This is a genomic window from Stenotrophomonas sp. 10N36, assembly GCF_056395005.1.
The window spans coordinates 1-24,650 of record NZ_JBFTIS010000008.1; the positions used below are offsets into that span (position 1 = coordinate 1).

Genomic DNA, 24,650 nt, shown 5'->3' on the forward strand with positions numbered 1-24,650 from the left:
GCGGCGCTGGGCCCCGATGCCCTTGGAGGCGAAATAAAGGGGGAGGGGGCGGCCGCAGGCCGACGCCGGAGGACATTCGCCGGAAAGGGCATGGGGGCCCAGCGCCCGACCCACCGACCGACCCCCGCGCGTGGCAGCCGTGTCCCTCACGTACCCACGTGCACCCCGTCCACGATCTCGCTGCACCCCAGGTGGTCCAGCGCGATCTCCAGCGCATGCATGTAGCTCTGCGCGCAGTACCCGTGCGCCACCCCGATGCGCTGGCCGATGTCCGGCGGCAGGCACGCTTCGGGGCTGCGCGTGTCATCGTCGTGCACTTCCACATAGGCATTGCGCAGGTACGGCAGCAGCTGTTGCAGACGCAGGCTGCCCACGCACGCACCCGGGTCCAGCAGGGTCACCTCGCCACGGCTGTGGTCGGCCACGCGCAGTGCATCCAGCAGTTCCTGTTCGGACCCGCATGCGCGGATGGCCACCGTGGTGCCCGCATCGATCGCACGGTGCACCAGCGATTTCAGGACCGGTGCCGGCAACGGCTGCGCGGTGCGGATCAGCGCGCCGGCCGCCTCCGGACCACGGATGATGAAGATCGACATGGCTCAGGCCTCCGCCGTCAGGCGACGCGCGGCGATCGCCAGCGACAGCCGGCACGCATCGTCGCGGCCGCTGCTGCACACCACCCGCGCGGTCGGCGCGTGCTGCGGGTGCAGGTGCTCGTCCAGCGCGTCGTCGTCGTTGCTGGCCATCTCGATGTACGGCGCCGGCAACGCCTCCAGCGCCGTGCGCAGCGCCTGCCCATACCGCGCCCATTGCGGCGCATCCACCGCCGTGGTGGCGATCAGCACCAGCGCCGGGCGGCTGCGTTGTGCACGCTGCAGGCAGCGCACCAGCGCCGGCAGGGAATCGCAGTCGCGGCAGGCCACGCGGTGCCCGGCCACCCGGGCAGGCAGCGGCAGGGCGTCCGGTGCCGCGCCAGGCGGCGAGTGCCGGATCATCAGGATGGTCATGCAACACCTCGTTCAAGCGCCTTGCGGCGCGGTGGTGCCACGATGCGACCGGACCGCGTAAAACCGCCATGCCCGCCGTGCCTGCAGCGCATAAATTCCGCGTAGCTTCTGGGCCCGTGGCCGGGGAACTTGGCGGGCCCCGCCACGGTCATAGCCCCACACCCCGAGAGAGCCTGGCCATGGATATGCCCGCTACCGAACCCGCGTCCACCCCCTCCAACCGCATCGTGCACTGGCTGAAGAAGGAAGCACTGCCACTGGCGGTGATGCTCGGCCTGCTGTTGGCCGCGCGCGACTCGCTGGCCAACCACTACCAGGTGCCCAGCGGTTCGATGCAGCACACCCTGATGCCGGGCGACCGGGTGGTGGTGGACATGCGCGCCTATGGCCTGCGCCTGCCCTTCACCTCGGTGGAGCTGCTGCACACCGGCCAGCCGCAGCGCGGCGACGTGGCGGTGTTCGATTCCCCCGTGGACGGCATCCGCCTGATCAAGCGGATTGCCGCGGTGGGCGGCGACCGGGTCGAGCTGCATGACGGCCACCTCAGCATCAATGGCCAGCCGCTGGCCGACGCCAGCCAGGGCGAGGTCGAGGACTTCGGCCAGCACGTGGCCCAGCTCGATCTGGGCCAGGGCGGCGGGCCGGACATCACCGGCCTGACCGTGCCGGACGGCAAGGTGCTGATGCTGGGCGACCACCGCGGCAACAGCGCCGATGGCCGCTTCTTCGGGCTGGTCCAAGCCAGCGCGTTGTACGGCAAGGCCTCGCACGTCTACTACCGGCGCGGGGACGGCCTGACCTGGCAGGCGCTGTAACTGCGGTCGCGATCTGAATCGATATGTAGAACGTCTCGATGCAGACATTCCAGGTTATGGATCGACTTGTCGGCGCTGCCTATCCTGAGCGCTGACTTCTCGTCCGGGCCCGCGCAGGCGGGCTCTATCCGCATGAATGGCGACACCGCAGCGGCTCCCGACCGCAGCCCCTCAGCTCCCGCCACGGCGGGGGTGGCAGACCAGATCCAGCAGGGCACGCCCGCGTTCCGGCGCACGGCGGCTGCCCTGTTCCTGGCCGGGTTCTCCACCTTCGGCCTGCTCTACACGGTGCAGCCGCTGCTGCCCGAGTTCAGCCGGCACTTCGGCGTCTCGGCGGCCAACAGCGCGCTGACCCTGTCCCTGAGCACCGGCTTGCTGGCGGTGTCGATGCTGATCGCCGGACTGATCTCCGACCGCATCGGCCGCCGCGGCGTGATGGTGGCGGCGCTGTTGGTCTCCAGCGTGTTGTCGGTGGCCACGGCGATGGCCACCGACTGGTCCACCCTGCTGGTGCTGCGCACGCTGCTGGGCATCGCGCTGAGCGGCGTGCCGGCGGTGGGCATGACCTACCTTGCCGAAGAAATGGACAGCCGCGCGCTGGGTCTGGCGATGGGTCTGTACATCGGCGGCAACGCCATCGGCGGCATGAGCGGCCGGCTGATCGCGGGCATCGTGGCCGACCACTGGGGCTGGCGCTGGGGCATCGGCGTGGTCTCGTTGATCGCGCTGTTCAGCACCGTGCTGCTGTGGATCCAGCTGCCGCCATCGCGCCATTTCCAGCAGCGCCGCAGCGGCCTGCGCGAACTGCCCGCGCGCTGGGGCCGCCTGTTCGCCGACCCCGGCCTGCCGTGGCTGTTCGCCACCGCCTTCGTGCTGATGGGCGTGTTCGTCACCCTCTACAACTACCTCGGCTACCACCTGCTCGCACCGCCGTACCGGCTGAGCCAGACCGTGGTCGGCCTGATCTTCAGCGTGTACCTGGTCGGCACCTTCAGCTCGGCATGGATGGGGCAGCAGGCCACCCGGCATGGCCGCAGCCGCGTGCTGGCCATCTGCTACGGGCTGATCGCGCTGGGCATCGTGCTGCTGGCACTGCCGTGGCTGGGCTGCATGGCGGCCGGCATCGCGTTGGTCACCTTCGGTTTCTTCGGCGGGCACTCGGTGGCCAGCAGCTGGGTCGGCAGCCGGGCCGGCACGCTGCGCGCCGAAGCGTCGGCGCTGTACCTGTTCGCCTATTACCTGGGCTCCAGCGTGGCCGGCGTCATCGGCGGCGTGTTCTACACCCACTGGGACTGGCTGGGCGTGTGCGGTTTCGTCGGCGTGCTGACAGTGGCCGGCGGCGTGATCGCCTGGCGGCTGGGGCAACGTGTGCAACCGGCGGGCGCCGCGCTGGCGGTGAGCCGCTGACGGCCGCGTCGTACAGACCGCCTAGCCGGCATCCACGACGCGGCGCTCCTCCAGCAGCACAACGTCTTCGGCCAGGACGTGGAACGCCACATTCTCCGCCATGAATTGAATGCTGAAGTGGCGCAGCGACGGCGGCGTATGGGACGAGATCGACTGCCATGCCGCCAGGCTGCCGGCGACCCAATCGGACTGGGTGAATTCGGTCAGCTCCCCAAGCGTGTAGCGCCCTGATCCTGCGTCGAACGCGAACAGCGTGCTGCCCGGAAACGGCTCTTTGATCAGCGACCGAACGCGGCTGAAGCGTATCTCGCGTGTCAGCATCGTGATCGCCTCATCCCGCTCATCGTCCGGCGCTTCTCTTTCGTAACCTACCTCGAGAACGACATCCATGCCTTCGGAGCGGAAGGATACCGTCGATTCGCCATACCCGGGCAGCCACTCGTAGGGGTTGAAGATGGAACGTGGTGCGCCGATCAACATGGCTGTTCTTGTATGGGATGTGTCTCTTCCACTGCTGGCCTCGCCGGTGCTCAACCGTGGGCCTGGCCCTGCAGCAGCTGGGTGAAATGTGCGATCAGCGGCGAGGCGGTGCCGCGTCGGCAGGCCACGTGCACTTCCGAACTGGCGGCGCGGTCGCTGAGCGCCACGAAGCGCGCGCCGTCCACCTGGATATGGCTGCACGAGGCGGGCAGCACGGTCACTCCAAGACCGGAGGCGGCCAGGCTGATCAACGTCGAGGCCTCGCCGGCCTCCTGGATGATGCGGGGGGTGAAGCCCGCGCTGCGGCACAGCGCGATGAAGTGATCGTGGATCCCGGCGCCGACCTCGCGCAGGAATCCTACGAACGGTTCGTGCGCGAACAATCGCAGCGCCACCGACGCGTCAGCCGGCAGCGCCCGCACCAGCGGATGCTGGTCGTGCACCACCAGCGCCAGCGGATCGCTGAACAGCTTGCGCGACATCAACGGTGCCGGCAGCGCACGTTTGCGGATCAGCCCGACGTCGAGCTCGCCGGCCATCAACGCATCGATCTGCTGCAAGGTGTTCATCTCGCGCAGCTTCAACTGCACCTGCGGAAACTGCTGGCGGTAGGCGAAGATCGCGCGCGGAATCTGCGTGGACAGCGGCGTGGCGCGGGTCAGCCCGATGCGCAGCTCGCCGGTTTCGCCGCGCTGCGCGCGCTGGGTGAGGTCGACGGCCTTGTCCATGCGTTCGAGCACCGCCGTGGCCTGTTCCTGCAGCACGCGCCCGGCTTCGGTCAGCTCCACGCGGCGGTTCGCGCGCAGGAACAAGCGTGCGCCGAGTAGTGTTTCCAGCTGACGGATCTGCTGGCTGAGCGGCGGCTGCGACATGCCCAGGCGTTCGGCCGCGCGGCCGAAATGCAGGGTGTCGGCGACGGCCAGGAAATAGCGCAGGTGGCGCAGTTCGATCGACATGGCAGGGCAGGCGTCAGCGCTCGGAATGACCGCTTTCATCATAGCTGCGCGGACTGAACAGGTCCGGCTGGATCAGCTCGATGAAGGCACGCGCCTGCGGCGACAGGAAACGCCCGCGGCGCACGATCACCCCGTAGCTGCGCTCGGGGAACCAGGCACTCATCGAGCGCGTCACCAGCCGGTCGCGGTCGGCGTCGTTGAGGCACAGCGCCGGCACGATCGAGATGCCCATGCCCATCGCCACGTACTGCTTGATCACTTCCCAGCCGCCCACTTCCAGCGCCACGGTGTAGGGCAGGCGGTGGCGCTGGAACACCTGGTCGACCAGCCGGTAGGTGATCTGGCGCTTGGGGGGCAGCACCAGGGGGTGTTGGGAGATCGCCTCCAGACTGAGCTCGCCGCGCGCCAGCGCATGCCCGGGCGGGGCGATCAATACCTGCTCGAAGCGGTAGGCTGGGGCGTAGCTGAGGTCGGCCGGCACGTCGGTCATCGAACCCACCGCCAGGTCGGCCGCGTCGCTGCGCAGCAGGTCGGTGCCGTCGGCGCTGATCGCGTTGTGCAGGGTCAGGCGCACGTCCGGGTGGCGCTGGCGGAAGCGCTCCACGATGCGCGGCAGCAGGTACAGGATGGTCGAACTGTTGGCGGCGATGTTGAGCTCGCCGGCATCCAGGCCCTTCACCTTGTCGCGGAAGCTGGCTTCCAGCCCGTCCAGGTTCTCCACCAGCGGCAAGGCCATCTCGAACAGCAGCTGGCCCTCGCGGCTGGGCACCAGGCGGCGCCCGCTGCGCTCGAACAGATCCACGCCCAACTCCCGCTCCAGCGCCTGCAACTGCTGGCTGATGGCCGGTTGGCTGACAAACAGTGCCTCAGCCGCCCGTGAGACCGATCCCAGGCGCACCGTCTGGCAGAACGCCCGCAGCGGCTTGAGCCGGTCGGACTTGTAGGAAAAACGGGGGCTTGGCGCGGGCGGTGTGGGCATGGCGTCACGAGTATAAGCACAACTTATGTAAAGCATTGCTATAACTGTTTTGTCATATACGGTACGGCGGCGCACGGTGGGGCCTACCGCAATGCAGGAGCCCGCCATGTCCGCCGTCGCCGCTTTCGCCACTGCCCAACCCACCCCGGCCGATGCCCCGGCCACCCCCGGGATCGCGCTGACCACCCAGCTTGCCGGCCAGTCCGCGCTGCTGCCGGCGGGGGTACTGGCCTTGCTGGTGTCGCTGCACCGCGCCGTGGAGCCCGAGCGCCAGCGCCGGCTGGAGGCCCGGGTGGCCCGCCAGGCCTTCTTCGATGGCGGCGGGGTGCCGGACTTCCGCGCCGACACCGCGCACATCCGCAGCGAAGACTGGCGCGTGGCGCCGCTGCCGGACGCGCTGCAGGACCGCCGCGTGGAGATCACCGGGCCGACCGACCCGAAGATGGTCATCAACGCGTTGAACTCCGGCGCCAAGGTCTTCATGGCCGATTTCGAGGATTCCACCGCTCCGGCCTGGGCCAACCTGCTGGCCGGCCAGCAGGCGCTGATCGGCGCGGTGCGCGGCGACCTCACCCATACCGGTCCGTCGGTGGAGGGCAAGCCGGGCAAGCAGTACACGCTGCGCCCGTTCAACGAACAGGCGGTGCTGATCGTGCGGCCGCGTGGCTGGCACTTGGACGAAAAGCACGTGCGCATCGACGGCCAGGCCATCGCCGGCGGGCTGTTCGACGCGGCGGTGTTCGCCTTCCACAACGCCCGCACGCTGATGTGCAAGCAGCGCGGCCCGTACTTCTACCTGCCCAAGCTGCAGTCGATGGAAGAGGCGGCGCTGTGGGAAACCGCGCTGTCGCACATCGAAGGCATGCTCGGCCTGCCGCACGGCCAGATCAAGGTCACCGTGCTGATCGAGACGCTGCCGGCGGCGTTCGAGATGGATGAAATCCTGTACGCATTGCGCGACCGCATTGTCGGCCTCAACTGCGGCCGCTGGGACTATATTTTTTCCTACATCAAGACCTTCCGCCGGCACGCCGACAAGGTGCTGCCCGAGCGCGGCCAGGTGACCATGACCCAGCCGTTCCTGAAGGCCTATTCGGAACTGCTGATCCGCACCTGCCACCGCCGTGGCGCGCATGCCATGGGCGGCATGGCCGCGCAGATCCCGATCAACCACGATGCCGCTGCCAACGAACAGGCGATGGCGCGGGTGCGTGCCGACAAGCTGCGCGAAGTGACCGCCGGGCACGACGGCACCTGGGTGGCACACCCGGCGCTGATTCCGATTGCCCAGGCGATCTTCGACGCGCACATGCCCACGCCAAACCAGCACCACGTGCTGCGCAATGACGTGCAGGTGGACCGCGACGCGCTGGTCGCCGCCCCCACCGGCACCATCACCCGCGCCGGCTTCGAGGGCAACGTGGAAGTCTGCGTGCGCTACCTGGCCGCCTGGCTGGACGGCAACGGCTGCGTGCCCATCCACCACCTGATGGAAGACGCGGCCACCGCGGAAATCAGCCGCAGCCAGCTGTGGCAGTGGCTGCACACCCCGGGCCAGCACCTGGACGACGGCACCGCCATCGACCTGGCGCTGCTCGACGCCACCCTGGCGCAGCTGCCCACCCGGCTCGGCGACACCCGCGCGCTGCCCGGCAGCGCCCGCCTGCCCGAGTCCATCGCGCTGCTGGCCGAGCTCAGCCGCCGCGACACCCTGACCGACTTCCTGACCCTGCCGGCCTACGACCGCCTCGCCTGATTGCGCCGCATTGGGCCCCTGGCCAGCCGGGCAGAGCCCGGCTCTACACCGAAACACCCGTAGAGCGGGGCTCTGCCCCGCTTCCCGGCCCCGGCCAGCCCAGAACACCCCGTAGAGCGGGGCTCTGCCCCGCTTCCCTGCCCGGCCAGACCAAAACACCCGTAGAGCGGGGCTCTGCCCCGCTGCCCTTCCCACCCCAGCCCGGCGCCGCCCGGCGTCCCGCATTCCCTTCCTGGAGAAACCGACATGAGCACCCTGCAGACCGCCGAACAGATCCAGCACGCATGGAACACCGACCCGCGCTGGGCCGGGATCACCCGCAACTACACCGCCGCCGACGTGGTGCGCCTGCGCGGCACCGTGCACGTGGAGCATTCGCTGGCGCGGCTGGGTGCCGAAAAGCTGTGGACCTACCTGCAGGAAAAGGACTTCGTCAACGCACTCGGCGCGCTGACCGGCAACCAGGCCATGCAGCAGGTGAAGGCCGGCTTGAACGCCATCTACCTCTCCGGCTGGCAGGTGGCCGCCGACGCCAACCTGGCCGGCCAGATGTATCCGGACCAGTCGCTATACCCGGCCGACTCGGTGCCAGCGGTGGTCAAGCGCATCAACAACACGCTGCTGCGTGCCGACCAGCTGCACCACGCCGAAGGCAAGGACGACATCGACTTCCTGCAGCCGATCGTGGCCGATGCCGAAGCCGGCTTCGGCGGCGTGCTCAACGCCTTCGAACTGATGAAGGCGATGATTGAAGCTGGCGCGGCGGGCGTGCACTTCGAAGACCAGCTGGCCTCGGTGAAGAAGTGCGGGCACATGGGCGGCAAGGTGCTGGTGCCCACCCGCGAGGCCATCGAGAAGCTCAACGCCGCGCGCCTGGCCGCCGACGTGATGGGCGTGCCCACCCTGCTGGTGGCGCGTACCGATGCCGAAGCCGCCGACCTGCTGACCAGCGACGTCGATGGCAACGATCAGCCGTTCACCACCGGCGAGCGTACCGTGGAAGGCTTCTACAAGACCCGCAACGGCCTGGACCAGGCGATCAGCCGCGGCCTGGCCTACGCCCCCTACGCCGACCTGATCTGGTGTGAAACCGGCAAGCCGGACCTGGAGTTCGCCCGCCAGTTCGCCGAGGCCATCCATGCCAAGTTCCCGGGCAAGCTGCTGGCCTACAACTGCTCGCCCAGCTTCAACTGGAAGAAGAACCTGGACGACGCCACCATCGCGACCTTCCAGAAGGAAATTGCCAAGTACGGTTACAAGTTCCAGTTCATCACCCTGGCCGGCTTCCACGCCCTGAACTACTCCATGTTCAACCTGGCCCACGGCTACGCCCGCCGCCAGATGAGCGCCTTCGTGGAGCTGCAGGAGGCCGAATTCGCCGCCGCCGACCGCGGCTTCACGGCGGTCAAGCACCAGCGCGAGGTCGGCACCGGCTACTTCGACGCGGTCACCCAGGCGATCCAGCAGGGCCAGTCCTCGACCACCGCCTTGAGCGGCTCGACCGAGGAAGAGCAGTTCAACGCCGAACGCGCAGCCTGACGATCACCAAGGGCGGCCAGGGAAGGCCGGGGCGACGGGCGGTCGGGGGACCGCCCGTCGTGTTTGTGCGTATGGGGAGCTGTGCGGTTGCTTGGGAATACCGTCGAATGCCGGTCAAATGCTGGTCATGGGGAGCTTATGCACACAGAAGCGGGATCCAGCTTGGGATCTTCCTCATAGCGGTAGCTTTCAGGATTGAAGCTGAGTTTGATCCTTTGCGGCGGGTCTTCCTGGTGCCCGGACGCTGCACATCCACGCATGGCAGTCAGATCTGGCCACGGTTCCGTGATGACGACTGGCGCGATGACATCCTTGAATTGTCCCTCAAGCACGTTGATGGCCGTGCCATCCCCGCATTGCACGAATCCAAGGTAGTGGACTACGTCGACGTCACCGTAGTTCGAGCCGAAATGCTTCACAAGTTGGTCTGGGTGACCGTCGGCATTGAGATCTGGCATGCCAGCGCTGTAGGTCTGGCCAACTGTCAGGCTGTAGATGCAGTCACCATCCACTCCGGGTGGGCAAGCGCTGATCTTTTCATGCCCTTGCGGAGATGCCCTAATCACAACCAGGTCGTCAACCGCTGTATTCGCGCAACGCTCTTGCAACGTTTGCGTGTGTGCAGCAGCGAAGCATGTGCTGGATGACAGGAGAAAGGGGATAGATAGAAAAAGTGCTCGCGCCATGAATCAAACTCCGTGGTATCGATGCTGACTGTTGAGCGTGTCCAGCAATCCACCACGCTCATTACTACAATTGAGTGTCCGATCACCCACTTCAGCGCGAGCCTTGATCGACTGGACCAGACTCAAATAGTCCCCTGCACTCTGCTTCCACCGCGGAGCGTTCTCCATTGAGAACAACCTTCTTGTTTTCGTGGATGTCCCATACGCCAAGCTTCGCGTGAACACTGCAATCCGGGTTGCCATCGACTGCGATGTATCTTCCATCTCTTGAGATCAACGGAAATGGACCAACCTCCTCGTCATAGAAGAACGCATTCTCGCGCAGCGCTGAGATAGACAGCGTGTCTATGTATGCGCCCGGCAATGAAACCAGGTTCGTAGTAGATCCAAGGTGCGCAACCACTGCCAGATATGAAGCCGGTTGAACATCAACAAGCACCATCCCGACGTACACATTGCCCGGAATACTCACATCAGCTAGTGCACCAATCTCTGCTGGAACATCGATTGGATGAAGGACTTGGTTGCCACAATGGACCAAGGTGCTCTTAGGAACGTAAGCGCCCGCGGAGACCAGGATGGCGCTGCCGTCCGATGAAAATCTGGCTGGCGTTGCACCCGTTGCGATTGTGCAAGATGGATGCGTCGTCGCATCTACCAACAAAATACTCTTGCCATCATGGGAGATGGAAATGGCTTCATTGACGCGGCCAACGTCGGTGTTTGGCAAGGCCGCTGAACACGATGTGGCGAGAGTCGAGAGGAGGCCAATCAGTAAGGAATTCATAGTATTCACAGTAGAGTGAGCTTGGCTAATCGTGTCGCGTCAAGACGTCGCTCATGTGCGATGTCTCCGCCGTTGATCGCGCGAGTGACCGCCAGTGACGTCCTTCTCTCAAGCTAGCTGGCGCTGCTCGGCAAACGCGGTGATGCCATCGAGTGCTTCGGCGATGTCGGCGAAAAGCCCCAGTCGCTCTCGGGGTACTGGGTAGTGATGGCGCGGGCGGGCAGGGCGGACTGCACGTCGAGGCGGAACACCGCCTGCGGGTAGTCGCCGAAGATCTGCTCGCAGATGGTGCGGGTATCCAGTTCCTGGAAGATCACCGCGTTGCGGCGCAGTTCCAGCAGGGCTGTCCACGGCTCCAGGGTGAGCCGGTGTCGGGCCAGGCCGACGTCGCTGCCCAGCTGGGCAACCTCGGGCAACAGGCCATGCCACTGACGCAGGCCGCCGTCGGCTTGCCGAAGCTGCAGGGTCAGCGGCTGCTCCAGCCACGGGTCCATGTCCAGAAACGCATCGGTGGACAGGCAGTCGATCTCGAAGCGGCTGCTGCCGCAGACCGATTCCTGGCCCTCGAAGCGTTCGACCACCAGATCGGGGGCTGGCCCCTGCAACTGGATCAGGCGCGCCTGTTGGGAAGGGGCGGCAAGCGCGGCCACGGCCGCAGTGCCGGAGATATCCATATCGTCGACATCCGTAGTGCGGGGGTATTGAGCCTACGGGCAAGGCTCCAGCCCAGCCATCGGGGAATCCTTACCCGCCCATCAAAGGCTGGCAGAATCAAATACGGCAATAAAATCAAATATATACATCAAAATGAAGCGGCAAATATTCAGAAGGGTTTCAGCGATCGAGTACTCCGCCAGCGCCCACAGATGCCCTGCCGGCGCACACGGTTGTCACCCGGATGGTGGCCGCTGGCAGGCCGGGATCGCGTCATGAAGAAGGATGTGCCGGGCCGGCCGGGAAATTTCGGCGCCCGTGCTCTGAAATGGGATGAGGCGCACACTTTTTAGGGGTGCTATTCTCCTCGGCTCACCGGGGGAACGCTGGGAAGCGGGTGCACGGGATGACCGGCAAGGTTGCGGCGATTGTGTGCGAACAGGAACCAGGCATCGCCGAGACCGCGATGGCTGAGATCGTGCACGCCATCCTGAGCAACGCCGAGTTCGCGCTGTTTGCCGAATTCGGCAAACAGCAATGCCTGACCAAAGGTGACCTGCTGTTCCAGCGCGGTCAAGCCGGCGACACCATGTATGTGGTCGTGAGCGGCAGCATCGAGCTGGATTTCGGCGACGACCTGGTGGTGAAGTCGCTCGGCCCCAACGAATTCTTCGGCGAACTGGGCCTGTTGATCGGCGACCATCCGCGCAGCGCCGACGCGCGCGCGGTGACCGACAGCGTGGTCCTGGAACTGGGCAATGCCGATTTCCAGCGCCTGGTCGACCGTGACCCCGGCCTGGTGGCGTACTTCCTGCGCCGTACCATCATGCGCGTGGTCAGCAACGAACAGGTCCTGATCCGCCAGCTGCGGCGGCGCAACCACGACCTGGAAACCGCGCTGGACAACCTGTACGTCACCACCCACCAGCTTACCCACACCCGCGAACTGGTGCGCACGGACGAACTTACCGGCCTGCACAACCGGCGTGGCCTGGCCCTGTACCTGCAGGACTGCCGCAACCATGCCGACGGCGCGCCGCAGGGCCTGCTGCTGATCGACTGCGACCACTTCAAGCAGGTCAACGACGAGCACGGCCACCAGGCCGGCGACCGGGTCCTGCAAAGCGTGGCCAACATCCTGCGCTCGGTGGCCACCGAGGCCGACCTGGCCTGCCGGCTGGGGGGCGACGAGTTCTGCCTGCTGCTGCGCACGGCGACCGCCGACAACCTGCAGCACGCCGCCGAGTTCATCCTCAGCGCGGTGCACGGCCTGATGGACCGCGCCCACGGCGTGCCGCACGTCTGCCCGGTCAGCATCGGGGTGCGCCTGCTCGAGCCCCACACCGACTGGAGCGAGTGGTACGCTCGCGCCGACAACGCGCTGTACCAGGCCAAGCGCCTGGGCGGCAACCGGCTGCACTGGTCGCGTGCCGCGACCGCATCACCCTGATCGGGGGAAGATCGGCATGAACGGCGACATCGGAACGTCGACCCAGGCACCGCAGATGCGGGCACTGTTGTTCACTGATCTATGCGATTCGTTGATCCTGGTCGAACGCATCGGCGATGCGGCCGCGGCAGAGCTGTTTCAGGAGCACGACCGCTTGGTGCTGAACCTGCAGCAGCGCTGGAACGGCCAGCTGATCGATCGCTCCGACGGGCTGTTCCTGCTGTTCGAGCGGCCTGTTGACGCGTTGGGGTTTGCCTTGGACTACCAGCGCAGCCTCAGTGCACTGGGTACCCAGCGCCGCCTCGAAGTGCGCGCCCGGGCCGGCCTGAACGTGGGCGAGGTGATCCTGTGGAACAACAGCGCCGAAGCTGTGGCCCACGGTGCCAAGCCGGTGGAGGTCGAGGGACTGGCCAAGCCCATGGCGGCGCGGTTGATGCAGCTGGCACGGCCGGGCCAGATCCTGCTGTCCGCCGCGGCCGATTCGATGGTCCGGCGCAGCAGCTCCGAACTGGGTGAGCGCGCGCACGGTCTGAAGTGGCGCTCGCATGGCCGATGGCGATTCAAAGGCGTCGAGCCGGTCCAGGAAGTGTTCGAAGTCGGGGAAACCGACGTTGCCCAGTTCCGTCGGCCACGCGGCCACGGCAAGGCCCGTCCCTCCACGCCGTGGTGGCGCAAGCCGATGGCGCTTGGGGTGCAGATGGTGATCGCCTCGGTATTGCTGGTCGCCGGCTGGGCGCTGCTGCGACCGGTGCCCGCCATTGCCTTCGCCGAACGCGATTGGGTGGTGCTGGCCGATGTGCAGAACCTGTCAGGAAACATGCTGCTCGATGACGGGTTCGAACAGGCGTTTCGCATCAGCCTGGAACAGTCACGCTTCGTGAACGTGCTGAGCAACCTTAAAGTGGAGGAAGCGCTTGGCCGGATGCAACGCGAGCGACCGACGCTGGACCTGGATGCAGCCGTCGAAGTGGCCAGTCGAGAAGGCGCACGCGCCGTCGTGGTACCGCGGGTGGAAGAGGTAAGTGGTCGACTCCGTGTCACTGCGCAGCTGGTTGACCCGGTGAGCCGCAAGGTCGTGTGGTCCACGTCGGCTGAGGACCGAGGTTTGAACTCGCTGTTCGCCTCCACCGATTCAGTGACCGCTGCGTTGCGCAAGGAGCTGGGTGAAGCGCTGCAGCAGGTCTCGCAGACCTCGCTGCCGCTGCCCCAGGTGGCCACCACCGATCTGGACGCCCTCCATGCCTATGCGGTTGGTTTGCAGGCATACGGCGATGGCCACTATGCCGAGGCGACCCGCTACTTCGATCAGGCCACCCGCTTTGATCCCTCCTTTGCGTTCGCCTACCTTGGGTTGATGCGGATCGATGTGTTGAAAGGCGATCTGGACCAGGCCCGGGCAATGCTCGACAAGGCAACCGCCATTCGCACGCGCCTTCCGGGTCGCGACCGTCTCTATCTGGATGCCTGGGCAGTAGAGCTGCGCGGCGGGCGCGTGGAGGACGTTGCGGCAAAGTGGAAGTTGCTGGCGGACCTTTACCCTGACTACCACGGCGCCTTTGCCAACTACGCGTGGGCCATGCAGACATTGGGCCACTATGTCGAATCCGAAGCGGCGGCACGGCGGGCGGCGGTGTCCTCCAATGCCCTCCAGTCCATTGCCTGGCAGGACGTCGGGCGCGCGCAGCTGGCACAGAACCGCTTTGGCGATGCGCTGGAGAGTTATCGTGTGTCCGCCAAGCTCGGTCGCTGGACCAGCAACCGCCATGTGATCGCCGCCACGGCTGCATCCGGCGATATCCCCGCTGCGATGCGCATGATCGAAGGCGAGCCGGAGGATGAACTGAGCAGCGGGTTGGAGGGCGTCGCCGTTGCCATCGATGCTGGTGATGCCGGACGTGCCTGGAAGGTCAACAAGCACGCGCGGGCAAACTGCGGTGACGGCGGATTGGCGTGTGAGTTGTTTGACCTTCAGGGTCTGATGCTGGGCGTGGCGACCGATAAGCCGACCACTGCCAAAGTCTTCGAGAAGAAGGCCCGTGAGCTTTTGCGGCTGGCAACAGATACGAAGGGCAATGACCGGCAGGACTGGTTGTTCATGGCGGCCGCTACCGTGTACGGCGCGCAGCGTGCCGGTCACCCTGAGGTGGCTGTGCGTCTTCTGGAGCCGCTGCGCACGGCGTCGAAGGCACTCAACGATGCGCGATGCGCTGAACTGATTACGATCGTCGAAGCCAATGGCGAGCGGTTGGCCGGGCAACAGGAACAAGCCGTGAAACGGCTGCAGCCGCTATTGGATGGTACCGAGCTCTACCAGGCACGCGTGGTGCTTTGGCAGGCGTTGGCAGGCCAGGCCGGCACCCAGCAACAGGATGCGCGCAAATGGCTGCTGGCGCAGGCCGGCCGGGCGTATGCGGAGAGCGCGGGATCTTACGTGCTGCAGGTGTTCAACACCCAYGATCTCCGCATGGCGCGCTTGCAGGAAACGCCAGGCCAGCGTGTTGTTACGGGGCAGGCGGATGCCTCAGCTGCGCGTCGATCTCTCCGCTGACAAAGCAATGCGGCACACGGAAAATGGCCTTCGAGCTCAGCCGCTCGACCAGCCGCGCGCGCGACAGCTGGAACTCTTCCTTGCTGGCCAGCGGGCCCTGTGTCGCGCAGCTTCCGCACGCCGCCGCCACGTCCGGTGCGATGCGCTCGAGCGCCTTTGCCGGCGAGGCATGGAAAACACTGCGGAAGTCATCGTCGCTGGACAAAAGGTCCAGCAACTGCAGGGCCTGCTCGGGAGAAAGAAGGGGGAGATCCGGGGTCATGGAAAAGCACTCATAGGCGGCGGGTTGGGGACGGCGTCCAGGAGCGGCGCCTTTGCAGGTAGCGGCTGATGCAGCAACAGCTTGAGGCGCAAGAATAGCCGTTGTCGGCCGACATTCTTCCTGCAACTTCCTACTGGTAACCCGTATGCCTCCCGCCCGCTACCGCCGCTGCAGCCAATTGATGACCGAACCTCGAATGGTTGAGCAGTATTCCATGGCTGACCTGCTTGCCGGCGGGACCTCGGTGACCTCGACGATGCAGTGGGTCGCGCTGGCGCCGCACCTGCCGGTACCGGTCTCGCTGGATGAGGCGATGCTGCTTGCACTCGGCCGCCTCTCCCCCGAGCGATGGTCCGCACCGGACACGCCGGACGCAATGGTGGTGCTGGAGCGGCTGGTGGCGGCGGGCCTGACCTTTCGCGACGACAGCCCACCTACCGCTGCACTGCAGGACGAACACGCGCTTACTGCAAGTGCATGGTGGACGCCCGCCGCCGTGATGCACCGGCTGGCGCGCTGGGAAAACCAGGATAGCGTAGAGGCCTTGCGCGAGGCCGGTATGGAGACCGCTGCGGGCCTGTGCGCGCGGCTGGGCGCGCCGCCTGCGGCCATGTTCGACCCCGGTCCCGACGCGGTTGCGCTGCCGCCCCCGGTCCAGGTCCCTTTTGACGCCTGGCTCAAGCGCCGTGCGACCTGCCGCAACTTCGACCGCACCCGCGCGCTGGACCTGGCCGCGCTGTCTCAGCTGCTGTGGCGGACGCTGGCCAGCCACGGCGAGCAGCGCGAAGGCGAGCAGGCCGTCTTTCTCAAGAAAAACGTGCCGTCTGCTGGTGGACTACATCCCACTGACGCCTATCTGCTGGTCCAGGATGTGGATGGGCTGGAAGCGGGGCTCTATCACTACCATCCCGGCGCCCATGCGCTCAGCCCGACGTGCAGCCGGACAGCCTCCGGCGATGCACTGGCACGGCGTTTCGTGGCTGGCCAGGACTGGTTCGCCAACGCGCACGTGTTGCTGATTCTCGCGCCGCGCTTTGCCCGTACGTTCTGGAAGTACCGCCAACACCCCAAGGCCTACCGCGCCGTCATTCTGGATGTCGGCCACGTCTCCCAACTGCTGCTGAGCTGTGCCACCGAACAGGGGCTCGGTGCCTTTGTTACGGCCGCCATCAACGAGCAGGACATCGAGCAGGCGTTGGGGCTGGATCCGATGCAGCAGAGCCCGATGGCCATCTGCGGCATCGGGCTGCGCAGTGAACAGATGACCACCAGCGAGTTCGACCCAGGACGCCATGTATGGCAGCCGGTCGGGTGAGGCGGATTCACTCCGCCTCGAAATCCACCAGCACCGCCCCATCGCCCACCTGGTCCCCGGCCTTGACCCGGTAGCCCTGCACCACGCCGTCAGCCGGTGCCTGCAGGGTGTGTTCCATCTTCATCGCCTCCAGCACCAGCAGCGGCGCACCGCGCTTGACCTTCGTGCCCGGCGTCACCACCGTGGCAACGATGCGGCCGGGCATCGGTGCCAGCAGGCTGCCGGCATCGGCCACGGCCTGGTCGGCTTCGCTGACCGGGTCATGCAGGGTGAAGCGCTGCGCGCCCTCGGTGCCGAACAGGTACAGCTCGTTGCCGTCGCGGACCACGCGGGCACGGTGCAGGGCGTCGCCGGCCTGCACGCGCAGCATGTCGCCGTCGAGCGCGCTGTGGGCGAGCACCCGCGCGTCACCGATGGTCACTGACCAGGTGCCGTCGTGTTCCAGCGCGGTCACCGCCTGCGCGGTGCCACGGTATTCAAGGCTGAGCGCATGCGGGGCGCGCGCGCCCAGACGCCAGCCATCCTGCCGCTGCCACGGCGAATGCGGGTCGCGTGCGTCCACGCTGGCGGGCGCCTGGCTGCTGACCGCGGCAATGGCGGCCAGCGCCCACAGCGTCGGGGTGCCGCTATCGGCGCTGGGTGCCAGCGCGGCCTGCTCGCGCTCGATCAGCGCCGTATCCAGGTCCGCGTGGGCGAACGAATCGGTCATCACCAGCCGGCGCAGGAACGCCGCATTGGTGGTCACGCCGACCACTTCGCACTCGGCCAGTGCCTGCTGCATGCGGTGCAGCGCCGCGTCGCGGTCCACGTCCCACACGATCAGCTTGGCGATCATCGGGTCGTAGAACGGGGTGATCGCATCGCCTTGTTCGACACCGGCGTCCACGCGCACGTGCGCGGTGTTGGCCGGCAGGCGCAGGTGGCGCAGGGTGCCGGTGGACGGCAGGAAGCCCCGGTCGGCGTCTTCGGCATAGAGCCGCGCTTCCAGCGCATGGCCGCGGATCTGCAGCTGGTCCTGCTGCAGCGGCAGCGGTTCCCCGCTGGCCACGCGCAGCTGCCACTCCACCAGATCGGTGCCGGTGATGCACTCGGTGACCGGGTGCTCCACCTGCAGGCGGGTGTTCATTTCCATGAAGAAGAAATCGCCGTTGGGGGCGGCAATGAACTCCACCGTGCCGGCGCCCACGTAGTTCACCGCGCGCGCGGCATCCACCGCGGCCTTGCCCATCGCCGCGCGGCGCTCGGCGGTCATGCCGGGCGCGGGCGCTTCTTCCAGCACCTTCTGGTGGCGGCGCTGCACCGAGCAGTCGCGCTCGAACAGGTACACCACGTTGCCGTGGCTGTCGCCGAACACCTGGATTTCGATATGACGCGGGCGCTCGACGTACTTCTCCACCAGCACGTGCGCGTTGCCGAACGCGGCCTGCGCCTCGCGCTGGCAGCTGGCCAGCGATTCGATGAAGTCGGCGCTGTCGTCCACGCGGCGCATGCCCTTGCCACCGCCACCGGCGCTGGCCTTGATCAACACCGGGTAGGTGATCGCGTCGGCCTGGGCGCGCAGGAACGGCGGATCCTGGTCATCGCCGTGGTAACCCGGGGTCAGCGGCACGCCGGCCTGCTGCATCAGCGCCTTGGCCGCGCTCTTGTCGCCCATCGCGCGGATCGCATCGGCCGACGGACCGATGAAGACGATGCCCGCCTCGGCACAGGCCTGGGCGAAACCAGCGTTCTCGGACAGGAAGCCGTAGCCGGGGTGGATCGCCTGCGCGCCGGTGCGGCGGGCGGCGTCCAAGATGGCGTCGCCGCGCAGGTAGCTCTCGCGGGCCGGCGCCGGGCCGATCGCGATGGCCTCGTCGGCCAGGCGCACGTGGCGCGCGTTACGGTCGGCATCTGAATACACCGCCACGGTGGCGATGCCCAGGCGCTGGCAGGTAGCGATGACGCGGCAGGCGATTTCGCCGCGGTTGGCAATCAGGATCTTGGTGAACATGGGAGTCTCGTTGCGCGGGCCAATGGCGAAGAAGGGGCGGCACCCAGCGGTGCCGCACGTGCCTTACATGCGGAACACGCCGAAGTCGGTTTTCCGTGCCGGTGCGTTGAGGCTGGCCGACAACGCCAGGCCCAGCACGCGGCGGGTGTCGGCCGGATCGATCACGCCGTCGTCCCACAACCGCGCGCTGGCGTAGTAGGGATGGCCCTGCTGTTCGAACTGGTCGCGGATGGGCGCCTTGAAGCCGTCCTCTTCCTCGGCCGACCACTGCCCGCCCTTGGCCTCGATGCCGTCGCGCTTGACCGTGGCCAGCACGCTGGCAGCCTGTTCGCCGCCCATCACGCCGATGCGCGCGTTCGGCCACATCCACAGGAAGTTGGGCGAATAGGCGCGGCCGCACATGCCGTAGTTGCCGGCGCCGAACGAACCGCCGATGACCACGGTGAACTTGGGCACCTTGGCGCAGGCCACCGCCATCACCAGCTTGGCCCCGTCCTTGGCGATGCCGCCGTGTTCGTACTTGCGGCCCACCATGAACCCGGTGATGTTCTGCAGGAACACCAGCGGAATGCCGCGCTGGGTGCACAGTTCGATGAAGTGCGCGCCCTTCAGCGCGGACTCGGAGAACAGGATGCCGTTGTTGGCGATGATGCCCACCGGGTAGCCGTGCAGGTGCGCGAAGCCGGTCACCAGGGTGTTGCCGTAGCGCGGCTTGAATTCGTCGAAGCGCGAGTCGTCGACGAGGCGCATGATCACTTCGCGCACGTCGTACGGCTTGCGCGTGTCGGCGGGGATCACGCCATACACCTCGTTGGCGGGGTAGCGCGGTTCCACCGCGGCCTGCACGGCCAGGGCCGGCTCGGGCTTGCGCCAGTTGAGTTGGGCGATGATCGCGCGGACCCGGGCCAGCGCCTGCAGGTCGTTGTCGGCCATGTGGTCGGCCACGCCGGAGATGCGCGTGTGCACGTCGGCACCGCCCAGTTCTTCGGCCGTCACCACTTCGCCGGTGGCCGCCTTCACCAGCGGCGGACCGCCGAGGAAGATGGTGCCCTGCTCGCGCACGATCACGGTTTCATCGCTCATCGCCGGCACATACGCACCGCCGGCGGTGCAGCTGCCCATCACGCAGGCGATCTGCGGGATGCCCTGTGCGGACAGGTTGGCCTGGTTGTAGAAGATCCGGCCGAAATGGTCGCGGTCCGGGAACACCTCGTCCTGCAGCGGCAGGAATGCACCGCCGGAATCCACCAGGTAGATGCACGGCAGGCGGTTCTGTTCGGCCACTTCCTGCGCGCGCAGATGCTTCTTGACCGTCATCGGGTAGTAGGTGCCGCCCTTGACAGTGGCGTCGTTGGCCACGATCACGCATTCCACGCCCGACACCCGGCCGATGCCGGCCACCACGCCGGCGCTGGGGATGGGGTCGCCGTACATGCCGTGCGCGGCCAGCGGCGCGATCTCCAGGAACGCACTGCCCGCATCGAGCAGCGCATCGATGCGATCGCGCACCAGCAGCTTGCCGCGCGCGGTGTGCTTGGCACGGGCCGCCTCGCTGCCGCCCAGCGCGGTCTGCGCCAGGGTGGCGCGCAGGTCATCGACCACCGCCTGCAGGGCAGTGCGGTTGGCCTCGAAAACATCACTGCCCGGTTGCAGCTGGCTGCTCAATACGCTCATGGCCTTCCCTTACTTGGTGCGCTGGAACAGTTCGCGACCGATCAGCATGCGGCGGATTTCCGAGGTGCCCGCGCCGATTTCATACAGCTTGGCATCGCGCCACAGCCGCCCGGTCGGGTACTCGTTGATGTAGCCGTTGCCGCCCAGTACCTGGATCGCCTGGCCGGTCAGCCAGGTGGCCTTCTCGGCCGAATACAGGATCGCACCGGCGGCGTCCTGGCGGGTGGTGCGGCCCTGGTCGCAGGCGCGTGCCACCGCATACACATACGCACGGCAGGCGTTGAGGCCCACGTACATGTCGGCCAGCTTGGCCTGCATCAGCTGGAAGGTGCCGATGGCCTGGCCGAACTGCTTGCGCTCGTGCACGTAGGGCATCACCACGTCCATGGCCGCGGCCATCAGGCCCAGCGGGCCACCGGACAGCACCACGCGCTCGAAGTCCAGGCCGGACATCAGCACGTTGACGCCGCCGCCGACCGCGCCGAGCACGTTTTCTTCGGGCACTTCGCAGTCCTCGAACACCAGTTCGCAGGTGTTGGAGCCACGCATGCCCAGCTTGTCCAGCTTCTGCGCGGTGGAGAAGCCCTTCATGCCCTTCTCGACCAGGAACGCGGTGATGCCCTTGGCGCCGGCCTCCACGTCGGTCTTGGCGTAGACCACCAGCACGTCGGCGTCGGGGCCGTTGGTGATCCACATCTTGTTGCCGTTGAGCACGTAGTGGTCGCCGCGCTTGTCGGCGCGCAGCTTCATTGAAACCACGTCCGAGCCGGCGCCGGGTTCGCTCATGGCCAGCGCGCCGACCTTCTCGCCGCTGCACAGGCCGGGCAGGAAGCGCTGCTTCTGGTCTTCGTTGCCGTTCTTGCGCAGCTGGTTCACGCACAGGTTGGAGTGCGCGCCGTAGGACAGGCCGATGCCGCCGGAGGCGCGCGAAATCTCTTCCATCGCCACCACGTGGGCCAGGTAGCCCATGCCGCTGCCGCCGTATTCTTCTTCCACGGTCAGCCCGAGCAGGCCCTGCTCGCCGAGCTTGCGCCACAGCGCATGCGGGAACAGATTCTCTTCATCGGCCTGGGCGGCCAACGGCGCGATCTCGACCGAGGCAAAATGGGCCACGCTCTGGCGCAGCAGGTCGATCTCTTCACCGAGATCGAAATTCATGGTGGGAACGTGCATGGGGCGACTCCGCAACTGCTGGATGGGCGCGCCGGTTGGGGTGGACGGCACCAGCCGTCCCGCGGGCGATATGGCCCAGCGTAGCGGGGTTCGTGGAAGAAGTGAACACAAATTCAAAAATTGAACATAGAATCAACAAATGGCCTACAAACGCTCAGCACTGATGGAAGAACGCCTGGCAGGCGCCCGTGAACGGATCCTGCTGGCTACCCGTGCGCTGGTGGCGGCCGGCGGCTACCGCAATGCGCCGGTCACTGCCGTCGCGGCCGAGGCCGGGGTGTCCACCGGGCTGATCTACCGCCACTTCCCGTCCAAGGCCGAGCTGTTCGTGGAGGTGCTCACTGCCGCGGTCGAGCACGAGCTGCGCATCTTCGAGGCGATTGCCGCCGAGCCGCTGCCGGCGCCCGAGCGCCTGCGCCGGGCCATCACCGCCTTCGTGCGACGCGCGTTGGCTGGCCCCGGGCTGGCCTATGCGTTCATCGCCGAACCGGTCGACCCGGAGGTGGAGGCCGAGCGCATCCGCTGCCGCCGCCTGTTCGGCGACGTGTTCCGCCGCATCGTTGCCGAAGGCATTGAAGCGGGCACGTTCCCGCCGCAGGACACCCACGTGGCGGCGGCCTGCATCGTCGGTGCCTTCACCGAAGCGCTGGTCGGGCCGACCGCGCCCAGCCGCGACGCGCACGGCGACGAAGACCTGCTGGTGGAGTCGATCTGCGTTTTCTGCCTGCGGGCCGCCGGCGCCTGAGCCGGGGCCATGCTGCATTGCGATAGAAAGCGGCGGCTTGCAGAGCCCCGCTGACGCTGGTCATACTCGGGCGACAAGCCGTGGTCCAACGACTACCAGCCAGGGGTAAAGAGAGTGCGGAATTACGACCTCGAGTTCCTGAAACGCTTTTCCATGGTCATCGCATTATTGGTGGCCATCACGCTCGGCCTGATCGTCTTCGCCGCATACCTGCACACCAGCATTCCCGCTGAAGTCTCGCCCATGGCGGCCAAGCGCACCGAACAGCGCATCGCCCCGGCTGGCGCTGTCTACGCGGGCAGCACCGGCGCGGCAGCCCAGGCCGCCGCCAAGGCCGCGGCGTTGGCCAAGGCGGCCTCGCAGGTCGCCTACGGCGGCACCACCGACGGCAAGGTGATCTTCGACAACCTCTGCACCGCCTGCCACACCAACGGCGTGGGCAACGCCCCCACCCTGGACCACAGCCATTGGGATGCGCGCATCGCCCAGGGCAAGGACACCCTCTACAAGCACGCGCTGGAGGGTTACACCGGTCCGGACGGCGGCATCATGCCGCCCAAGGGTGGCAACCCGGCGCTCACCGAAGAGCAGATCCACGTCACCGTCGACTGGATGCTGGCCAACCTCCGGTAGAGCCGACCGTTGGTCGGCTGCCAGAACGCCCGGTAGAGCCGACCGTTGGTCGGCTGCCCGTAACGCCCCGTGGACCCCATCGTTGGTCGGCTACCCGGAGCAGCCGACCAACGGTCGGCTCTACCTACGTCTGCCGACCCTCGTCGTCCGGTAATCCGACGTCGTCCACCAATCCCGCGCACCCACCCACACCGCCCGCAGGCGGTAGCGGCGTTGCATTGCTACCATCGTCGCCGGTCGCTGGCGGGTCATCTTTCGCCCCCACACTTGTATCGCCCTTTTCCGGAGTCGCCCCACCGATGCGTCGTTCCCCGCTTGTGTTCGCCCTTGCGCTGGCCTTGTCCGGCGTAGTCCACGCCGCCCAGCCGCAGCCCGCTACCGCGCCGCAGGCGCGCCCGGCCGCAGCCACCGCCTCGGCCAGCATCACCCTGACCGCCCCTCCCACCGACTGGCGCACCCTGGACGGCCAGAAGGTGCGCATCGCCGCGCCGCTGACCCTGGCCGGTACCGACGGCCTGGCCCGCTTCGGCGAACTCAGCGTGGCCTTCGATGGCCGCCTCTGGCAGCCCAGCGAAGTGGCCGCGCCGCGCAGCGCCGGCCATGCCCAGATCACGGCCGACAACGCCCACCGCCGCCTGGTGCTCGATGACGGCAGCGACGCACGCGATCCCGGCCCGGTGGCCTACCTGCCGGCCAATGCGAACCTGCGTACCGGCATGCTGCTGCGCAACGTTGAAGGCATCGTGCGCGTTGATGCCAAGGGCACCCCGCGCCTGCAGGTGACCCGCCCGCTGGTGCTGCCCAAGCTCGACCGCCCGGCGGTGCCGGTCGTGCCCGGCAGCCTGCACGTGGCCGCCTTCAACCTGGAGAACTTCTTCAACGGCGATGGCCAGGGCGGCGGTTTCCCGACCCTGCGCGGCGCTCGCACCCTGGCCGAACACCAGGCGCAGAAGGCCAAGCTGGTGACCACCATCAACGCCCTGGGCGCCGATGTCGCCGCGCTGATGGAACTGGAAAACGACGGCTACGGCTCGCAGTCGGCGATCGCCCAACTGGTCGACGCGCTCAACGCCGACCGTGGCGCCGGCGCCGACTGGCGCTTCATCGACGCCGGCAAGGGCCCGGGCGAAAACCCGATCCGGGTCGGCATCATCTACCGCGCCTCGCGGATTACCCCGGTGGGCGCGCCGGCCACCCTCGAGCAGGGTCCGTTCGGCCCGCACAGCCGCGTGCCCCTGGCCCAGGCATTCCGCGCGGGCAAGGGCGCCCCGTTCGTGGTGGTGGCCAACCACTTCAAGTCCAAGGGCTGCTCCGAGGCCACCGGCGCCGATGCCGACCAGAAGGACGACCAGGCCTGCTGGAACGCTACCCGGGTCGCATCGGCCAAGCTGCTCGACCAGTGGCTGCGCACCGATCCCACCGGCACCGGCGGCAACGACGCCGTCCTGCTAGGCGACTTCAATGCGTACGCGATGGAAGACCCGATCCGCACCCTGCACGACGCCGGCTGGCGCGACGCATTTGCCGTGGCCAAGCTCGAGCGCCCCTACAGCTACGTCTACAACGGCATGAGCGGTCGCCTCGACCACGCCCTGCTCAGCCCGGGCATGGCCGCGCGCCTGCGCGGTGCCGCCGAATGGCACACCAACGCCGACGAAGCCGACGATGTGGGGTACCGCGACCGCAATGAAAAAGGCCCGTGGCGCAGTTCGGACCACGACCCGCTGCTGCTCGGCTTCGACCGCTGATCGATTCGGGTAACCAAGCGACCCGAGGGGTAGAGCCACGCCATGC

At 67.1% G+C, this 24,650-nt stretch carries 22 protein-coding genes; 10 read left to right on the forward strand and 12 right to left on the reverse strand.

Annotation, left to right across the window (positions count from 1 at the left end; all coding sequences use genetic code 11):
* Positions 1 to 146 precede the first annotated feature (146 nt).
* On the reverse strand, positions 147 to 596 hold the full coding sequence (locus tag AC1DCJ_RS09680) for a 3-dehydroquinate dehydratase (RefSeq protein WP_038691188.1): 450 nt from the start codon (positions 594 to 596) through the stop codon (positions 147 to 149).
* A 3-nt stretch (positions 597 to 599) separates the two neighbouring features.
* On the reverse strand, positions 600 to 1,007 hold the full coding sequence (locus tag AC1DCJ_RS09685) for a hypothetical protein (RefSeq protein WP_141058217.1): 408 nt from the start codon (positions 1,005 to 1,007) through the stop codon (positions 600 to 602).
* Between the two features lie 185 nt (positions 1,008 to 1,192).
* On the opposite strand from AC1DCJ_RS09685, the gene lepB reads away from it, so the two are divergent.
* Together lepB and AC1DCJ_RS09695 are read left to right on the forward strand one after the other, a co-directional pair.
* Complete coding sequence (gene lepB, locus AC1DCJ_RS09690; protein WP_478070898.1) at positions 1,193 to 1,822, forward strand: signal peptidase I; 630 nt, start codon at positions 1,193 to 1,195, stop codon at positions 1,820 to 1,822.
* Between the two features lie 132 nt (positions 1,823 to 1,954).
* Positions 1,955 to 3,229 (forward strand): MFS transporter, encoded by a 1,275-nt coding sequence (locus tag AC1DCJ_RS09695; protein ID WP_478070818.1) that lies wholly within the window; start codon positions 1,955 to 1,957, stop codon positions 3,227 to 3,229.
* 21 nt (positions 3,230 to 3,250) lie between these two features.
* Here the strand turns inward: AC1DCJ_RS09695 and AC1DCJ_RS09700 are convergent, their stop codons facing one another.
* The 3 genes from AC1DCJ_RS09700 to AC1DCJ_RS09710 are packed head-to-tail and all read right to left on the reverse strand — an operon-like array spanning position 3,251 to position 5,644.
* Positions 3,251 to 3,709 (reverse strand): hypothetical protein, encoded by a 459-nt coding sequence (locus tag AC1DCJ_RS09700; RefSeq protein WP_478070819.1) that lies wholly within the window; start codon positions 3,707 to 3,709, stop codon positions 3,251 to 3,253.
* Between the two features lie 50 nt (positions 3,710 to 3,759).
* Positions 3,760 to 4,665, reverse strand: a complete 906-nt coding sequence (locus AC1DCJ_RS09705) for a LysR substrate-binding domain-containing protein (RefSeq protein ID WP_038691181.1) — start codon at positions 4,663 to 4,665, stop codon at positions 3,760 to 3,762.
* Between the two features lie 13 nt (positions 4,666 to 4,678).
* Entirely contained in the window at positions 4,679 to 5,644 is a 966-nt protein-coding gene (locus AC1DCJ_RS09710; protein ID WP_038691179.1) for a LysR family transcriptional regulator, read from the reverse strand.
* Between the two features lie 106 nt (positions 5,645 to 5,750).
* Here AC1DCJ_RS09710 and aceB point away from each other — a divergent pair, with 106 nt between their 5' ends.
* Both aceB and aceA read left to right on the forward strand, forming a co-directional pair.
* Positions 5,751 to 7,400, forward strand: a complete 1,650-nt coding sequence (gene aceB / locus AC1DCJ_RS09715) for a malate synthase A (RefSeq protein ID WP_478070820.1) — start codon at positions 5,751 to 5,753, stop codon at positions 7,398 to 7,400.
* Between the two features lie 246 nt (positions 7,401 to 7,646).
* The gene (gene aceA, locus AC1DCJ_RS09720; RefSeq protein ID WP_137191320.1) at positions 7,647 to 8,939 is read left to right on the forward strand and encodes an isocitrate lyase; all 1,293 of its coding nucleotides are present in this window, start codon (positions 7,647 to 7,649) and stop codon (positions 8,937 to 8,939) included.
* Between the two features lie 125 nt (positions 8,940 to 9,064).
* Here aceA and AC1DCJ_RS09725 read toward each other — a convergent pair whose 3' ends face one another.
* The 3 genes from AC1DCJ_RS09725 to AC1DCJ_RS09735 all read right to left on the reverse strand — a co-directional run bounded on the left by AC1DCJ_RS09725 (position 9,065) and on the right by AC1DCJ_RS09735 (position 11,086).
* Positions 9,065 to 9,625, reverse strand: a complete 561-nt coding sequence (locus AC1DCJ_RS09725; protein ID WP_478070821.1) for a hypothetical protein — start codon at positions 9,623 to 9,625, stop codon at positions 9,065 to 9,067.
* Between the two features lie 91 nt (positions 9,626 to 9,716).
* Entirely contained in the window at positions 9,717 to 10,412 is a 696-nt protein-coding gene (locus AC1DCJ_RS09730) for a hypothetical protein (protein ID WP_478070822.1), read from the reverse strand.
* A gap of 113 nt (positions 10,413 to 10,525) precedes the next feature.
* On the reverse strand, positions 10,526 to 11,086 hold the full coding sequence (locus AC1DCJ_RS09735) for a contractile injection system protein, VgrG/Pvc8 family (protein ID WP_478070823.1): 561 nt from the start codon (positions 11,084 to 11,086) through the stop codon (positions 10,526 to 10,528).
* Between the two features lie 386 nt (positions 11,087 to 11,472).
* Between AC1DCJ_RS09735 and AC1DCJ_RS09740 the strand changes: the two genes are divergently transcribed.
* Both AC1DCJ_RS09740 and AC1DCJ_RS09745 read left to right on the forward strand, forming a co-directional pair.
* On the forward strand, positions 11,473 to 12,516 hold the full coding sequence (locus AC1DCJ_RS09740; protein ID WP_038691173.1) for a GGDEF domain-containing protein: 1,044 nt from the start codon (positions 11,473 to 11,475) through the stop codon (positions 12,514 to 12,516).
* A gap of 16 nt (positions 12,517 to 12,532) precedes the next feature.
* Positions 12,533 to 15,064: a putative peptide modification system cyclase gene (locus tag AC1DCJ_RS09745; RefSeq protein WP_081797283.1), complete on the forward strand. Its 2,532-nt coding sequence runs from the start codon at positions 12,533 to 12,535 to the stop codon at positions 15,062 to 15,064.
* Here the strand turns inward: AC1DCJ_RS09745 and AC1DCJ_RS09750 are convergent.
* A complete protein-coding gene (locus tag AC1DCJ_RS09750) occupies positions 15,018 to 15,326 on the reverse strand; it encodes an NHLP-related RiPP peptide (protein WP_038691171.1) in 309 nt (102 codons plus the stop codon). The genes AC1DCJ_RS09745 and AC1DCJ_RS09750 overlap by 47 nt on opposite strands.
* Before the next feature lie 145 nt (positions 15,327 to 15,471).
* Between AC1DCJ_RS09750 and AC1DCJ_RS09755 the strand changes: the two genes are divergently transcribed.
* Positions 15,472 to 16,641: a putative peptide maturation dehydrogenase gene (locus tag AC1DCJ_RS09755; protein WP_313246868.1), complete on the forward strand. Its 1,170-nt coding sequence runs from the start codon at positions 15,472 to 15,474 to the stop codon at positions 16,639 to 16,641.
* A gap of 7 nt (positions 16,642 to 16,648) precedes the next feature.
* Here AC1DCJ_RS09755 and AC1DCJ_RS09760 read toward each other — a convergent pair whose 3' ends face one another.
* The 3 genes from AC1DCJ_RS09760 to AC1DCJ_RS09770 form a co-directional block, all read right to left on the reverse strand.
* Entirely contained in the window at positions 16,649 to 18,631 is a 1,983-nt protein-coding gene (locus AC1DCJ_RS09760) for an acetyl/propionyl/methylcrotonyl-CoA carboxylase subunit alpha (RefSeq protein ID WP_478070824.1), read from the reverse strand.
* A gap of 63 nt (positions 18,632 to 18,694) precedes the next feature.
* Positions 18,695 to 20,305 (reverse strand): carboxyl transferase domain-containing protein, encoded by a 1,611-nt coding sequence (locus tag AC1DCJ_RS09765; protein WP_478070825.1) that lies wholly within the window; start codon positions 20,303 to 20,305, stop codon positions 18,695 to 18,697.
* Positions 20,306 to 20,314: 9 nt separating this feature from the next.
* Positions 20,315 to 21,478: an isovaleryl-CoA dehydrogenase gene (locus tag AC1DCJ_RS09770; protein WP_038691165.1), complete on the reverse strand. Its 1,164-nt coding sequence runs from the start codon at positions 21,476 to 21,478 to the stop codon at positions 20,315 to 20,317.
* Positions 21,479 to 21,617: 139 nt separating this feature from the next.
* Here AC1DCJ_RS09770 and AC1DCJ_RS09775 point away from each other — a divergent pair, with 139 nt between their 5' ends.
* From AC1DCJ_RS09775 to AC1DCJ_RS09785, 3 genes are all read left to right on the forward strand, one after another.
* A complete protein-coding gene (locus tag AC1DCJ_RS09775; RefSeq protein ID WP_137191313.1) occupies positions 21,618 to 22,223 on the forward strand; it encodes a TetR/AcrR family transcriptional regulator in 606 nt (201 codons plus the stop codon).
* 114 nt (positions 22,224 to 22,337) lie between these two features.
* Positions 22,338 to 22,856 carry a c-type cytochrome gene (locus AC1DCJ_RS09780; RefSeq protein ID WP_038691161.1) on the forward strand — a complete coding sequence of 173 codons (519 nt, stop codon included), beginning with the start codon at positions 22,338 to 22,340 and terminating at the stop codon, positions 22,854 to 22,856.
* A gap of 299 nt (positions 22,857 to 23,155) precedes the next feature.
* A complete protein-coding gene (locus AC1DCJ_RS09785; RefSeq protein ID WP_478070826.1) occupies positions 23,156 to 24,604 on the forward strand; it encodes an ExeM/NucH family extracellular endonuclease in 1,449 nt (482 codons plus the stop codon).
* Positions 24,605 to 24,650: the final 46 nt, after the last annotated feature.